The sequence below is a fragment of the Pseudomonas sp. MS646 genome (assembly GCF_036693845.1).
GTDB lineage: Bacteria > Pseudomonadota > Gammaproteobacteria > Pseudomonadales > Pseudomonadaceae > Aquipseudomonas > Aquipseudomonas chlororaphis_E.
This window is the reverse complement of the sequence record NZ_CP144763.1, coordinates 3331055-3344860: the sequence shown is the minus strand read 5'-3', so window position 1 is coordinate 3344860 and position 13806 is coordinate 3331055. Positions and strand designations below refer to the sequence as shown.

Genomic DNA, 13806 nt, shown 5'->3' with positions numbered 1-13806 from the left:
GTTCACTTAAGAAAGTTGGCAAATTTGTGGCGAGGGGATGAGTCCGCTCGCCACTCATTTTTTTCATCTACTGGGTGCCGAACATCGCCGTCCAATAGATCCCCGCATCGCTTTTCGGGTCGGTGGCGTAACCGGCGCCCAGCTCGTGGAACTGCGGGTTCATCAGGTTGGCGCAGTGCCCGGGGCTGGCCAGCCAACCGTCCACCACCTTGAGGGCGGTGTCTTGCCCGGCGGCAATGTTCTCGCCGATCAACTGGCCCAGGTAACCGGCGAGTTCGGCACGGTCGCCGGGCATGCGGTTGTCACGGTCCTTGTGGTCGAAGAAATTGTTGTTGGCCATGGCACGGGTGTGGGTCACGGCGGCCAGGGCCAGGGTCGCGTTCCAGGTCAGCGGGGTGGTGGCGGCAAAGGTCTCGGTGCCGCAGCGGCGCGGTTGGGCCCGAGCGCTGTTGATCAGCTTGAGCAGTTTCTGGCCTTCGGCCTGCCAGTCACCGAGGCGCGCCGACAGCAGTGGCCGGGCCACCACGATGCGCCATTCACGGTCCATGCGACTGACGCCGATGTCGACGAACTGCGGGTCGAGGACCACCTGGCAGAAGCTTTCCTGGATGGCCTTCATCGCGCCTTGCGCATCTCGTGGCCCGGACAGGCTGATGGCCTGGACGTTGACCATCGGGTAGGCCGTGCGCGCGAGTGCCTGCTGCAGGTCGCCGATGCCATTGGCCGACAGGATCAGCCGGGAATCCATCGCCAGCGGTGGCAACTCCAGCGAAGCCTGCCCGGAGCAGCTTTGGGATTGGCTGCGGTAAAGGTTGATGGACTCGACCAGTTGCGTCTCTTCGGTGGCTGCGGCGCTGGCGGCGAACAGCAGCCCCAGCGACAGCACGACAAGACGCATGACGGATGAAATGGCACGCATGTAAATCTCCCTTGAGCGGACGGCGCCTATGATGCGCAATTTTTGCCCCGCTGGGGCAACGGTATTCACGCTCTCTTGAAATTCCCTGAGCGGCACCGCTGGGCACCGTTCGGGACAATCCTCAAGTACTGGGATCAATTTTCAGGCAAATAAGTCCATCACCGGCGTTTGAAGGTGCAAATCCGTCGAGCTTCAGCTCATCCAGTTGCCGCCGTCGACGTTGTACGTCTGCGCCACCACGTATTCGCTGTCCGCCGAGGCGAGAAAAACCGCCATGCCTGTCAGGTCTTGCGCGGTGCCCATGCGGCCGTAAGGCACCTGCTGGCCGACCTGGCGTTTCTTTTCCCCCAGGGGCAGGTTTTCATGGCGGGCGAACAGCGCGTCCACGCCGTCCCAATGCTCGCCCTCCACCACGCCGGGCGCGATGGCGTTGACGTTGATCCGGTGCTTGATCAGATCCAGCCCGGCGGACTGGGTCAGGCTGATCACCGCTGCCTTGGTGGCGCAATAGACACCCACGAGGGCTTCGCCACGGCGTCCGGCCTGGCTTGCCATGTTGATGATCCGGCCGCCGTGGCCCTGGCCGATCATCTGCCGGGCCGCGGCCTGGAGCGTGAACAGCGTGCCGGCGACGTTGATCGAGAACAGCCGTTCATAGCTTTGCCGTGTGATCTGCACGATGGGCGCCAGGTCGAACAGCGCCGCGTTATTGACCAGGATGTCCAGTTTGCCTGCACGTGCCACCACCGCTGCAATGGCTGCGTCGATCGAAGCCTGGTCGGTCACGTCGAGCCTGACCGCGTAGGCGTCTTCGCCCAGCTCGGCGGCGGTGGCCCGGGCCCGATCCAGGTCGATATCGGCAACTGCCACGGTGGCACCTTCGTTGATGTAGGCCTGGGCAAACGCCTTGCCGATGCCTCGGGCGGCGCCGGTGACCAGGGCACTTTTTCCTTCCAGTCGTTTCATGGGATGGTCCTGTGTTCTATGGCAAAAGGGTGGGGTGTCGCCATGGCGGCGGCAGGCCGATTACAGCAGCGAGCCCGAAGGCGGACAAACGCGGGCAGCATCGCCAACCGATACTTTTTTAACGCAGGGCACTGCGGGTTAAAAAAGTATCGGTGAACGGTCAAGCCGCGGCTGGCAGGGCGCCGGTCATCCGGCGTAAGGTGCCGTCATGAGGCCAGACGAGATGCGACATGCCTGATCACCGAGCCCCCCTGTTCGAGCAGCGCCCGGCCGAGCTGGAGGTCATCCTGCCCGAGCCCGAGCACAGTTTTCGTTGGTACGAGCACGATTACCCGTACCCCCTGGCGCGCTGGAACCACCACCCCGAGTTCGAAATCCACCTGATTCGCCAGGGCAGCGGGAAGTTGTTGGCGGGCGACTACATCGGGCCTTTCGGTCCCGGCCATGTGGCGATGATCGGTCCCGGCTTGCCCCACGACTGGATGGCGGACCTGGCCCCCGACGAATACCTGGCGGGGCGCGATGTGGTCCTGCAGTTCGACGGTGCGGCGTGGCTGGCCTTGCGTCCGACCTTGCCCGAGCTGGCGCAGGTGCAGGGGCTGTTCGAGCGCGCCCGTCGTGGCCTGGCCTTCAGCGGCGACACCGCACGGCGTGCCGCGCAGTTGCTCGAAGCCATCGGCCCGGCCCGGGGGCTCAAGCGCCTGGCGCTGTTCCTCGAGTTGCTCGAAGCCCTGGGCCAGGCCCCTGACACCGACGTGCTGAGCCTGGCAAGCCCTTGCTATGCGCCGACCCTCGATGCCCGCAGCAGCGAGCGCATCCATCAGGCTTTCGAATACCTGCACGCCGAACTCACCGGTGACCTGCGCCTGTCAGAGATCGCCCGGCGGCTGAACATGAGCGAGCCCGGTTTCTCGCGCTTCTTCAAGCGCATCACCGGGCATGGTTTTGTCGACCTGATGCGCAAGCTGCGGGTCCAGCGTGCCTGCCGCTTGCTGTTGCACAGCGAATTGCCGGTGACCGAGATCTGTTTCGAGGTGGGGTATAACAACCTGTCCAATTTCAACCGGCACTTTCGCATCGAGATGAACCAGACACCCAGCGAATATCGCCGGCTGTTGGCTCAACGGGCCACGTGCGCCTGACCCACCGGCACGACACGGGCCATCACACTGATCGCGGCCACGGCGGCAATCAGCAGGCCGGGTGATGTCGCCAGCAGCACACCGGTGGTTCCCGCGCCGGCCGCCAGGATCTGCCCGGCGGCCAGGGGGCCCGCGACCGAGCCCAGGCGCCCGATGGCTACCGCTGCACCGACGCCCGTGGCGCGCACGGCCGTGGGGTAGGCGGGCGGCGCCAGTGCGTAGAGCACCAATTGCGCGGCCATGACAAACAGCCCGGCGGCGAATCCGGCGATGACCATCGGCACGATGCCCACCGATAGCCCGACCCCGGCCAGGGCACTGAGAAGCCCGGCGTAGACGAACAGCACCACCTTCAAACCATTGCAGCGGTCCAGCAACAGGCCGCCAATCAACGAACCCAGGGTGCCACCGATGTTGAACAGCATCTGGACCAGGCCCGCCTGGGGCTTGCTGAAGCCTTGTTCCAGCAGCAGCGACGGCAGCCAGTTGAGCAGCATGTACATGACCGTCAGCGTGAAGAAATAGCTCAGCCAGAGGGCCAGGGTGGTCCGGCCTCGACCTTCGCCGAACAGTGCCTGGCCGGTTGAAGCACGCGCGTCGCCACCGACCTCCCGGACCTGGCGAAAGGCGCTGGACTCGGGAAGCCACAGCAGCATCAACGGCACCACCAGCAGCGGTGCCAGTCCGCCGATGAAAAACGTCATCTGCCAGTGCTCGCCAAACAACATGGCGACCACCGCCGCCAGCGCGCCGCCCAGCGGAACCCCGGCGTACATCACGCTGATTGCCGTACCGCGACGCTGCTCACCCACGGCTTCGGCGCACAGGGCAATGAGGTTGGGCAGGGCGGCACCCAGGCCCAGGCCCGTCATGAAACGCACCAGCAGCAGGCTGGAGAACTGCTCGACGTAGGCCGTGCTGAGGGAGAACACGCCGAACAGCAGGACGGCGGCGATGAGGATTTTCTTGCGGCCAATGCGGTCGGCGATCCAGCCACCGAAGAACGCCCCGGGCAGCAGGCCGATGATCCCGGCACTGAAGACCCAGCCCATCATTTTCGGGTCGAGGGTGAACGTCTGCCGCAAGCCCGCGGCGGCGGTGCCGGCCGACTGCAAGTCAAACCCCTCGATCAGCGCAACGATGAAACACAAGGCAATGGTCAGCGTCGCACGACGTGTCGGCTGGTTCATGGCAAATCCTCTTATTGTTTTTGTCCTGGGGCACTGACCGAGAGCGACCAGCGCAATTTAGATTAACAAAGCTAACTAAAAAATGAATGGATGAGAGGAAATCGCTGGAGCGGTAAAAATAAACAGTGAAATCATTAGGTTGAAATGTATTTCTAGAGATTTTGCTGAATTGATTAATGATATTAATGTTCGATTATCGGACGGTTGAGTTGACGAAACCTTCACGGCCTTTCCATTCTCCTTGCCCAGAGCCCCGACCCGAAGGCGTCGAGGGTGATCAAAAACAACAACAATAAGTGGACATAGGACATGCCGAATCTTGCGCGGGCCGCCCTGGCGGCGGCCCCTGTTTCACCCTTCGTTCAACTGCTGGCCTGCCTGGGATTGAGCCTGGGTTCCAGCGCGGCGCTGGCAGAAGGATTCATCGATGACAGCCACGGCACCCTGACCCTGCGCAATTACTACATGGACCGCGACTACAAGGACGACGGCGCCAAGACCGCGGCCCGGGAGTGGGCCCAGGCGGCGATCGTAAACATGGAGTCGGGGTTTACGCCCGGCACGGTAGGGTTCGGCCTGGATGCCCGCGGCTTGCTCGGGATCAAGCTGGATTCGTCGCCGGACCGCAGCGGCACCGAGTTATTGCCGGTGTCCAGCAGTGACAAGCGTGCCGCCGATGAATATTCGCGTCTGGCCATCACCGGCAAGTTGCGCGTTGGCCAGACGACGGTGAAGACCGGCGATGTCTCGATCTTCCTGCCGTTCGCCTTTGCCAGTCCGTCACGCCTGTTGCCGCAGACCTTTCGCGGTACGACTCTCAGTAGCAAGGACATCGACGGCCTGACCTTGAACACCGGCTACATCGACCGCATCAACCGACGCGATTCCACCGATTACCAACCCATGAGCATTGCCGCGCCCAACCGGCGCTTCAATGGCGCGGCGACGACGTCCCACATGGCCTATGTCGGCGGCGACTATCAAGTCGGCAAGAGCCTGAGCCTGCGCGCCTATCACACCGAAGTGGCCGACCTATACCGTCAGGACACCCTGGCGCTGCTGCATGACCTGCCGTTGGGCGACGGGGTGTTGACCACCGACCTGCGCAGCTTCTTCAGCGGCGAGGACGGGGCTGCCAAGGCCGGCAAGGTCGATAACATCAACGTGTCGGCACTGGTCGGCTATCGCCTGGGCGGGCATCGGTTGAGCCTGGGCTACATGCACGCCAGCGGCGACACGGCCACACCCTACTTGTCGGGCACCGAGTTGATGGGCTTGAGCGAGATGACCATGAGTTCGGATTTCCTCAATGCCAAGGAACGCACCTGGCAGGCGATCCATGACTATGATTTCGCCGCCGTCGGTGTGCCGGGCCTGAGGACAAGGCTGCGGTATGTCCGGGGAGACCACATCGAGCTGGCGGCCCTCGGTGCCGAGGATCGCAAGGAGCGAGAGTTCCAGATGGAGTTGGGCTACGTGATCCAGAGTGGTCCGCTGAAGAACGTCGGGCTGCTGGCGCGCAAATCGATCTACCGCAATGACTTTCCGGGCACCGCGGCGTTTCGCGATGAGAACCAGACCCGCTTCCTGGTGACCTACAACGTGCCGATCTGGTGAAGCGTCGCCAGACCCGTGGCGAGGATGATCCTCTCGCCACAGGGCTGGGTGCGGGCCTTACTGCTGGTACACCTTCTTCAGCAACCGCAGCAATTGCTCCCGCTCATCGTCCGACAGCGCTGTCGTGGAGTCCAGGTCGCTCTGGGCGGCGATCTGCTGGAGTTCCTTGAGCAGGGTTTCCCCGCTCTTGCTCAGGAAAATCCCATAGGAACGCTTGTCCGGCTTGCAGCGCACGCGTACGGCCAGGGCCCGGCTTTCCAGCTTGTTCAGCAACGGCACCACTTGCGGTGGTTCGATGGCCAGGGCCCTGGCCAGGTCAGCCTGCATCAGGCCGGGGTTCTGGTCGATGATCGCCAGGGCCGAGAACTGGGCGGGCCGCAGGTCGTGGACGGCCAGCCGACCGATCAGGTTCTGGAACAGTTTCAACTGGGCGCGACGCAGGGCATAACCGATCAGGTCGTCCAGCGCAGTGTCCAGCGGCGCCTCGGCACCGGCGGCCGCGGGCTCGGCGGTTTCGGCAAGCTTGGAAGACTTGGCCATCGAAATGAGCATCCTTGGGATGAGTAATTAATAAGGCTATGCATTTTGCCGAGGTTGCGACGCCCTGGCTATGGGCGAGCGCGAATTCCTGATTTGCAGCTGCCTTCGCATCGCTGGAAAAACACAGGTAAATCGATTAATAGTTAATTGACATAACTAAATTTCAGGTTTAGTTTTTGCTCATCTTCAGCCAAAGAACAAGAGAGCCCGCATCATGAGCAACTACGAAGGTCGCTGGAAAACGGTCAAGGTCGAGATCGAAGAGGGCATCGCCTGGGTCACGCTCAACCGCCCGGAAAAACGCAACGCCATGAGCCCGACCCTCAATCGCGAGATGATCGACGTGCTCGAGACCCTGGAGCAGGACCCGGCCGCCGGCGTCCTGGTGTTGACTGGGGCAGGGGATGCCTGGACCGCCGGGATGGACCTCAAGGAATATTTCCGCGAAGTGGATGCCGGGCCGGAAATCCTCCAGGAAAAAATCCGCCGCGAGGCCTCCCAATGGCAGTGGAAACTGCTGCGCATGTACGCCAAGCCGACCATCGCCATGGTCAACGGCTGGTGCTTCGGCGGCGGTTTCAGCCCGCTGGTGGCGTGCGACCTGGCGATCTGTGCCAACGAAGCGACCTTCGGGCTTTCGGAAATCAACTGGGGCATCCCGCCCGGCAACCTGGTCAGCAAGGCCATGGCCGACACAGTGGGTCATCGCCAGTCGCTGTACTACATCATGACCGGCAAGACGTTCGGCGGGCAGAAAGCCGCTGAAATGGGCCTGGTCAACGAGAGTGTGCCCCTGGCGCAACTGCGCGAAGTTACCGTGGAGCTGGCGCGCAACCTGCTGGAGAAAAACCCGGTGGTGCTGCGGGCGGCCAAGCATGGCTTCAAACGCTGCCGCGAGCTGACCTGGGAGCAGAACGAGGATTACCTGTACGCCAAGCTCGACCAGTCGCGCCTGCTGGACACCGAAGGCGGTCGCGAACAGGGCATGAAGCAGTTCCTGGACGACAAGACCATCAAGCCTGGCTTGCAAACCTATAAGCGCTGAGGCGACAGGCGATAGCGGGCCGCATCCCGCTGTTCGCCGCGTCGCCCCGGCGCTACTGTTACACCGCTGCGCTGCATTCCCGATAAAGACAATAAAGAGGAATCACCATGCTGGACGTGCCCCTGTTGATCGGCGGCCAGTCGTGCCCGGCCCGTGACGGTCGGACCTTCGAGCGCTGCAACCCGGTGACCGGTGACGTGGTCTCGCGCGTCGCCGCCGCCACCCTGGAAGATGCCGACGCCGCCGTGGCCGCGGCCCAAGCCGCGTTCCCCGCCTGGGCCGCGCTGGCGCCCAACGAGCGCCGCACGCGTTTGCTGCGCGCCGCCGAACAGTTGCAAGCCCGCAGCGGCGAGTTCATCGCCGCCGCCGGCGAAACCGGCGCCATGGCCAACTGGTACGGATTCAACGTACACCTGGCGGCCAACATGCTGCGCGAAGCGGCGTCGATGACCACCCAGATCAACGGCGAAATCATCCCTTCGGACGTGCCCGGCAGTTTTGCCATGGCCCTGCGCCAGCCCTGCGGCGTGGTGCTCGGCATTGCGCCGTGGAACGCCCCGGTGATTCTCGCCACTCGCGCTATCGCCATGCCCCTGGCCTGTGGCAACACCGTGGTGCTCAAGGCGTCCGAAATCAGCCCGGCGGTGCACCGGCTGATCGGCCAGGTCCTTCAGGACGCCGGCCTGGGCGACGGGGTGGTCAACGTGATCTGCAACGCGCCAGCCGATGCGCCGGCGATTGTCGAGCGGCTGATCGCCAATCCGGCCGTGCGCCGCGTCAATTTCACCGGATCGACCCACGTCGGGCGGATTGTCGGTGAACTGTCGGCGCGGCACCTCAAGCCGGCCTTGCTCGAACTGGGCGGCAAGGCACCGTTGCTGGTGCTGAATGACGCCGACCTGGATGCCGCGGTAGAGGCGGCCGCCTTCGGGGCGTACTTCAACCAGGGACAGATCTGCATGTCCACCGAGCGGCTGATTGTCGACACCAGTGTCGCCGATGCCTTTGTCGAGCGCTTGAGCGCGAAGATCGCCACGTTGCGCGCCGGTGACCCGGCAAACGGTGATTCGGTGCTGGGCTCGCTGGTGGATGCCAGTGCCGGCCAGCGCATCAAGGGGCTGATCGACGATGCCTTGGGCAAGGGCGCGAAGCTGGTGGCGGGCGGGCAGTTGGACGGCAGCATCCTGCAGCCGACCTTGCTCGACAACGTCACCGCCGACATGCGCTTGTACCGCGAGGAGTCTTTCGGGCCAGTGGCCGTGCTGCTGCGCGGTGACGGCGACGAAGCCCTGCTGCGCCTGGCCAATGACTCCGAGTTCGGCTTGTCGGCGGCGATCTTCAGCCGTGATACCACCCGTGCCCTGGCCCTGGCCCAGCGTGTCGAATCGGGCATCTGCCACATCAACGGCCCGACCGTGCACGACGAAGCGCAGATGCCTTTCGGCGGGGTCAAGTCCAGTGGCTATGGCAGCTTTGGCGGCAAGGCGTCCATCGAGCATTTCACCCAGTTGCGCTGGGTGACCTTGCAGAATGGCGCCCGGCATTACCCGATCTGAAACCCGTCGCATCGTCGGCGGCCCAGCGCCGCCGCGATGCAGGCCAATAATAATGACAAGGCCGCAGCCAGACGCTGCCACGCTCCGCTCGTTTCATGCGAGCCGACCGTGCCTTGGTGGAGGAAATGTACGTGAGTTCCGAGTTCAGATCGTCCTCCCGGACCCCGGCCGGGCGTTATCGCCAGGTGTCGATCGGTCATCCCGCCGTAGAAGTCAGGGAAGAGCACGGCATCTTGCACATGCGTTCCCTGGAACCCTTGGCGCCCTTGCCGGCGCGCTTGCTCGATCGCCTGGTGCACTGGGCCGAAGTCCGCCCGCAGCACACCTTCATCGCCGCCCGCGACGGGGGAGGTGGCTGGCGCCGGGTCAGCTACGCGCAGATGCTCGACAGTGTCCGCGCCATCGCCGAAAGCCTGCTGGGTTTTGGTTTGTCGGCGGAAAAACCCTTGGCGCTGCTGTCCGGCAACGACATCGAACACCTGCAAATGGCCCTGGGCGCAATGTACGCCGGGATCCCGTATTGCCCGGTGTCGCCGGCCTATTCGCTGCTGTCCCAGGACTTCGCCAAGCTGCGTCACGTCTGCGACCTGCTGCAGCCCGGGCTGGTGTTCGTCAGCGACACGGCGCCTTTCGAGCGGGCGATCGATACCGTGCTGCCGGCCAACGTGCCCTTGATCAGCGTGCGTGGCGAGCTGCCGGGCCGCGCCATGACGCGCTTCTCCAGCCTGCTAGCCCAGCCTGGCGGCGAGGCGGCGGAGCGGGCGTTCTCCGCCACGGGTCCGGACAGCATCGCCAAGTTCCTGTTCACGTCGGGCTCGACCAAGTTGCCCAAAGCCGTGATCACCACCCAGCGCATGCTCTGTGCCAACCAGCAGATGCTGCTACAGACCTTCCCGGTGTTTGGCGAGGCGCCGCCGGTGCTGGTGGACTGGTTGCCGTGGAACCACACGTTCGGTGGCAGCCACAACGTCGGCATCGTGCTCTACAACGGTGGCACGTTTTACCTGGATGACGGCAAACCCACGGCCCAGGGCTTCGCCGAGACCTTGCGCAACCTCAAGGAGATTTCGCCCACGGCCTACCTGACGGTCCCCAAGGGCTGGGAAGAATTGGTCAGCGCCCTGGAGCAGGACGGCGAACTGCGCGAGCGTTTCTTCAAGCGCATCAGCTTGTTTTTCTTTGCCGCCGCCGGCCTGTCCCAAAGCACCTGGGACCGCCTCGACAAGATCGCCGAGGCCCATTGCGGCGAACGCATCCGCATGATGGCAGGGCTGGGCATGACCGAGGCGGCGCCGTCCTGCACCTTCACTACCGGGCCGCTGTCGATGGCCGGCTACATCGGCCTGCCGGCCCCGGGCTGCGAAGTGCGGCTGGTACCGGTGGACGGTAAGTTCGAAGGCCGGTTTCGCGGACCGCACATCATGCCGGGCTACTGGCGCTCACCGCAGCAGACCGCCGAAGTCTTCGACGAGCAAGGGTTCTATTGCTCTGGTGACGCGATCAAGCTGGCCGACCCGAGCAATCCGCAATTGGGGCTGATGTTCGACGGGCGGATCGCCGAGGACTTCAAGTTGTCGTCCGGGGTGTTCGTCAGCGTCGGGCCACTGCGCAATCGCGCCGTACTGGAAGGCACGCCTTATGTCCTGGACCTGGTGGTCACCGCGCCTGATCGCGAATGCCTGGGCGCGTTGGTGTTTCCACGACTCCCCGAGTGCCGTCGCCTGTCGGGGCTGGGCGCCGATGCCACTGATGCCCAGGTGCTGGCCAGCTCGGCGGTGCGCCAATGGTTCACTGAATGGTTGCGGCGCCTGAATCATCAGGCCAGCGGGAATGCCAGCCGTGTGGAATGGATTGCCCTGCTCGATGAGCCGGCTTCCATCGACCGTGGTGAAATCACCGACAAGGGTTCGCTCAACCAGCGTGCGGTGTTGCAGTGGCGGGCGGAGAAAGTCGAGGCGCTGTATCGGGGCGAGGATGCGTCGATCCTGCGGGCGGGCTAGCGGGTGCAAGTTGTACCGCGAGCCCGCTCCCACAAAGTTTAGCGTCGAGTCTCAATCTCAAGCAGCCCGCCATCCTCATTGTGGGAGCGAGCTTGCTCGCGAAAGCGGCGCGTCAGTCAGCGATGAACTTGACCGTGCTACCGCCTTCGCGGGCAAGCCCGCTCCCACAAGGGGTGGCTTACCGCCGTCCCAGCAGCAAGCCCACCACCAGCCCGAACCCGGCGGAGATCGCCACGGTCTGCCACGGGTGGCCGCCGATGTAGGTTTCAGTGGCGTCGACCATCGGGCGGGTTCGCTCCCGCGCGCTGGCGAGGGAATCCAGGGCTTGTTGCAGTTTCTGGGAGATCTGGCCGCGCAGGTTCTCCGCGTCTTCGCCGACCAGTGCGGCGCTGTTCTTGAGCAACTTCTCCGACTCTTCGATCAACGCCTTCAGCTCGCTGAAGGCCTGGTCCTTGATTTGCTCCCCGTTTGCTTGCACGGTGCTTCTACGCGCCATGGTGTATCTCCTTGTAAATGATGGCAGTGAACTATGGAGTGCTGCGCGGGCTTAAAAGTTGCGACGGGGCTGCTCGCAACCGGTCATTCCCAAAAGCGGGTTAAGGCTGTTCGCCGCAAGGTGTAAGATGTCGCCTATTTACGCAACAGGTAATTCCCATGAGCTTCAATCTGGCTGACAAGCCCCTGGCCGAGCGCGCCGCCCTGGAAGACGAAAAATCCCGACTCTTTGAACTGTGGCAAAACAACCTGGGCAAGGCCAAGGGTGATGCGGCGCGGCTGTTCGGCGAGCGTTCCAAGCGCAAGGGCAAGTGGGCCGAGTGGGTGCGCGCCGAACTGGACGGCATGTCGCCGCCGGAATACGCCAACATGGTGCGCAGTGAAGTCAACCGGCTGATGGCGGCCAACAAGTAAGCCCTACGCGAAGGCGGCGACAATTGCCTCGCGAACCTTGATCACGGCCGGGTCCATCTGCAATTGGGTTCGCCAGCCGAGTTCGATGGGGTAGCGAGGCAGCGCCAGAGGGCAGGGCAGCAACGCCAGGCCGCCGAGGGCCGCGATGGCCTGGGCGGCATGGGTCGGAATGGTCGCCACGGCCTGGCTGCCCTTGAGCAGGAAAGGCAGCGCGGCGAAATGGGTGGTCGAGGCAGACACCCGTCGACTCAGGCCGAGCCCGGCCAACCCTTCATCGGTGATGCCGATAAAACCACCGGAAGACACCAACAAATGCTCGCGGGCCACGAACGCCTCCAGGCTGAGGGTCGGCGAGGCTTGCGCCAGGCTGGCCGGGTCGACCAGGCAAGCGTAGTCGCCTTCCCCCAGCACCTGGCGGCTGAGCAGCCGCTGGGCGAAACCGCCGGCCGTGATCGCCAGGTCGAGGTGACGCTCCATCAGCGCCAGGCCAACGATCTGGCTGTGGGTCTGGCGAAAAATCAGGCGCAGGCCCGGTGCACGCTGCGCCACTTCTTCTACCAGGCGCCGTCCGTAGGCGATCTCGAAGTCGTCGGACAGCCCGACGATGACCGAGCGCCCCTGATAATGGTTGGCGTGCGGGTCCACCATCGCCAGGCTCTGGCGGCATTTGTTCAAGGCTTCGCTGATCACCGGCTTCAACTGGTTGGCTCGCAACGTCGGCGCTAGGCCCCGACCGGTGCGCACGAACAGTTGATCGTCATACAGGCTGCGCAGCCTGCGCAATGCGGCGCTGATGGCCGACTGGGTCACACCCAGGCGCAGGGCGGCACGGCTGGCACTGGACTCGTCATGCAGCGCTTCGAAGGTCTTGAGCAGATTGAGGTCGATGTCGGCGATATTCATGAGACTCATATCATTTAGCAGCGGTTGGGGCTTTATTCATGATCGGTCGACGCCGGAAAATCAGCAACACTTGTTGATGACGGAGTTGAACACCATGCCCAAATCCATTGTGGCGGCCCTGCAAATCGGTTCATTGCCCGGCGGCAAGGGCGACACCCTGGCCCAGATCCTTTCCTATGAAGACGCCATCCGCGAGGCGGGGGCGCGCCTGGTGGTGATGCCCGAAGCCCTGCTGGGTGGCTACCCCAAGGGCGAAGGTTTCGGCACTCAACTGGGGTATCGCCTGCCGGAAGGACGCGAAGCGTTTGCCCGCTATTTCGCCAATGCCATCGACGTGCCCGGGGTCGAAACCGAAGCCCTGGCCGGATTGTCGGCACGCACGGGCGCCAGCCTGGTGCTGGGCGTGATCGAGCGCTGCGCCAGTACCTTGTACTGCACCGCGCTGTACTTCGAACCCGAGGCGGGCCTGGTGGCCCGGCATCGCAAGCTGATGCCGACGGGCACCGAACGGTTGATCTGGGGCAAGGGCGATGGCTCGACCCTGCCGGTGATCGACAGCCAGGTCGGTCGCGTGGGCGCGGCGGTGTGCTGGGAAAACATGATGCCGTTGCTGCGCACCGCGATGTATGCCAAAGGCGTGGACGTCTGGTGTGCGCCAACGGTGGATGAGCGCGAGATGTGGCAAGTGACCCTGCGCCACATTGCCCACGAGGGGCGCTGTTTCGTGGTCAGTGCCTGCCAGGTTCAGGCCTCGCCGCAAGCGTTGGGCATCGAGGTTGCGAACTGGCCTGCCGAACGCCCGTTGATCGCGGGCGGTAGCATGATCGTTGGGCCCATGGGCGATGTGCTGGCCGGGCCTTTGAAGGACTGCGCCGGGTTGCTCACCGCTGAAATCGATACCGATGAGCTGGTGCGCGCGCGGTACGACTACGACGTGGTCGGCCATTACGCCCGGCCCGACATCTTCGAACTGGTGGTGGATGAACGGGCCAAGCCGGGTGTGCGTTTCATCCAATGAT

Annotated in this window: 13 protein-coding genes; 7 read left to right on the top strand and 6 right to left on the bottom strand. The window is 63.9% G+C overall.

From position 1 onward, the window contains the following. Positions 1–67 precede the first annotated feature (67 nt). Together V3H56_RS14735 and V3H56_RS14730 are read right to left on the bottom strand one after the other, a co-directional pair. On the bottom strand, positions 68–919 hold the full coding sequence (locus V3H56_RS14735) for a CAP domain-containing protein (protein WP_338473508.1): 852 nt from the start codon (positions 917–919) through the stop codon (positions 68–70). 192 nt (positions 920–1111) lie between these two features. Continuing rightward, entirely contained in the window at positions 1112–1885 is a 774-nt protein-coding gene (locus V3H56_RS14730; protein WP_123579106.1) for an L-iditol 2-dehydrogenase, read from the bottom strand. 230 nt (positions 1886–2115) lie between these two features. Between V3H56_RS14730 and V3H56_RS14725 the strand changes: the two genes are divergently transcribed. Continuing rightward, positions 2116–3027, top strand: a complete 912-nt coding sequence (locus V3H56_RS14725; RefSeq protein ID WP_042732980.1) for an AraC family transcriptional regulator — start codon at positions 2116–2118, stop codon at positions 3025–3027. Here V3H56_RS14725 and mhpT read toward each other — a convergent pair. Beyond that, positions 3006–4217 carry a 3-(3-hydroxy-phenyl)propionate transporter MhpT gene (gene mhpT, locus V3H56_RS14720; protein ID WP_338473507.1) on the bottom strand — a complete coding sequence of 404 codons (1212 nt, stop codon included), beginning with the start codon at positions 4215–4217 and terminating at the stop codon, positions 3006–3008. The two genes, V3H56_RS14725 and mhpT, sit on opposite strands and share 22 nt — an antisense overlap. Before the next feature lie 309 nt (positions 4218–4526). Between mhpT and V3H56_RS14715 the strand changes: the two genes are divergently transcribed. Beyond that, positions 4527–5834 carry an OprD family porin gene (locus V3H56_RS14715; protein ID WP_338473506.1) on the top strand — a complete coding sequence of 436 codons (1308 nt, stop codon included), beginning with the start codon at positions 4527–4529 and terminating at the stop codon, positions 5832–5834. 57 nt (positions 5835–5891) lie between these two features. On the opposite strand, the gene V3H56_RS14710 is transcribed toward V3H56_RS14715, so the two are convergent. Beyond that, the gene (locus V3H56_RS14710; protein ID WP_338473505.1) at positions 5892–6374 is read right to left on the bottom strand and encodes a MarR family transcriptional regulator; all 483 of its coding nucleotides are present in this window, start codon (positions 6372–6374) and stop codon (positions 5892–5894) included. 214 nt (positions 6375–6588) lie between these two features. On the opposite strand from V3H56_RS14710, the gene V3H56_RS14705 reads away from it, so the two are divergent. The 3 genes from V3H56_RS14705 to V3H56_RS14695 all read left to right on the top strand — a co-directional run bounded on the left by V3H56_RS14705 (position 6589) and on the right by V3H56_RS14695 (position 10975). Then, positions 6589–7419: a p-hydroxycinnamoyl CoA hydratase/lyase gene (locus V3H56_RS14705; protein WP_042732035.1), complete on the top strand. Its 831-nt coding sequence runs from the start codon at positions 6589–6591 to the stop codon at positions 7417–7419. 107 nt (positions 7420–7526) lie between these two features. Next, on the top strand, positions 7527–8975 hold the full coding sequence (locus V3H56_RS14700; protein WP_338473504.1) for an aldehyde dehydrogenase: 1449 nt from the start codon (positions 7527–7529) through the stop codon (positions 8973–8975). 131 nt (positions 8976–9106) lie between these two features. Continuing rightward, positions 9107–10975: a feruloyl-CoA synthase gene (locus V3H56_RS14695; RefSeq protein ID WP_338473503.1), complete on the top strand. Its 1869-nt coding sequence runs from the start codon at positions 9107–9109 to the stop codon at positions 10973–10975. Between the two features lie 178 nt (positions 10976–11153). Here the strand turns inward: V3H56_RS14695 and V3H56_RS14690 are convergent, their stop codons facing one another. Next, a complete protein-coding gene (locus V3H56_RS14690; RefSeq protein WP_042732611.1) occupies positions 11154–11471 on the bottom strand; it encodes a DUF883 family protein in 318 nt (105 codons plus the stop codon). 158 nt (positions 11472–11629) lie between these two features. Here V3H56_RS14690 and V3H56_RS14685 point away from each other — a divergent pair, with 158 nt between their 5' ends. Next, complete coding sequence (locus V3H56_RS14685) at positions 11630–11884, top strand: hypothetical protein (RefSeq protein ID WP_003181187.1); 255 nt, start codon at positions 11630–11632, stop codon at positions 11882–11884. A 3-nt stretch (positions 11885–11887) separates the two neighbouring features. Here V3H56_RS14685 and V3H56_RS14680 read toward each other — a convergent pair whose 3' ends face one another. Next, positions 11888–12796: a LysR substrate-binding domain-containing protein gene (locus V3H56_RS14680; protein WP_053145142.1), complete on the bottom strand. Its 909-nt coding sequence runs from the start codon at positions 12794–12796 to the stop codon at positions 11888–11890. A gap of 85 nt (positions 12797–12881) precedes the next feature. Here V3H56_RS14680 and V3H56_RS14675 point away from each other — a divergent pair, with 85 nt between their 5' ends. After that, positions 12882–13805, top strand: a complete 924-nt coding sequence (locus tag V3H56_RS14675; protein ID WP_042732616.1) for a carbon-nitrogen hydrolase family protein — start codon at positions 12882–12884, stop codon at positions 13803–13805. Position 13806: the final 1 nt, after the last annotated feature.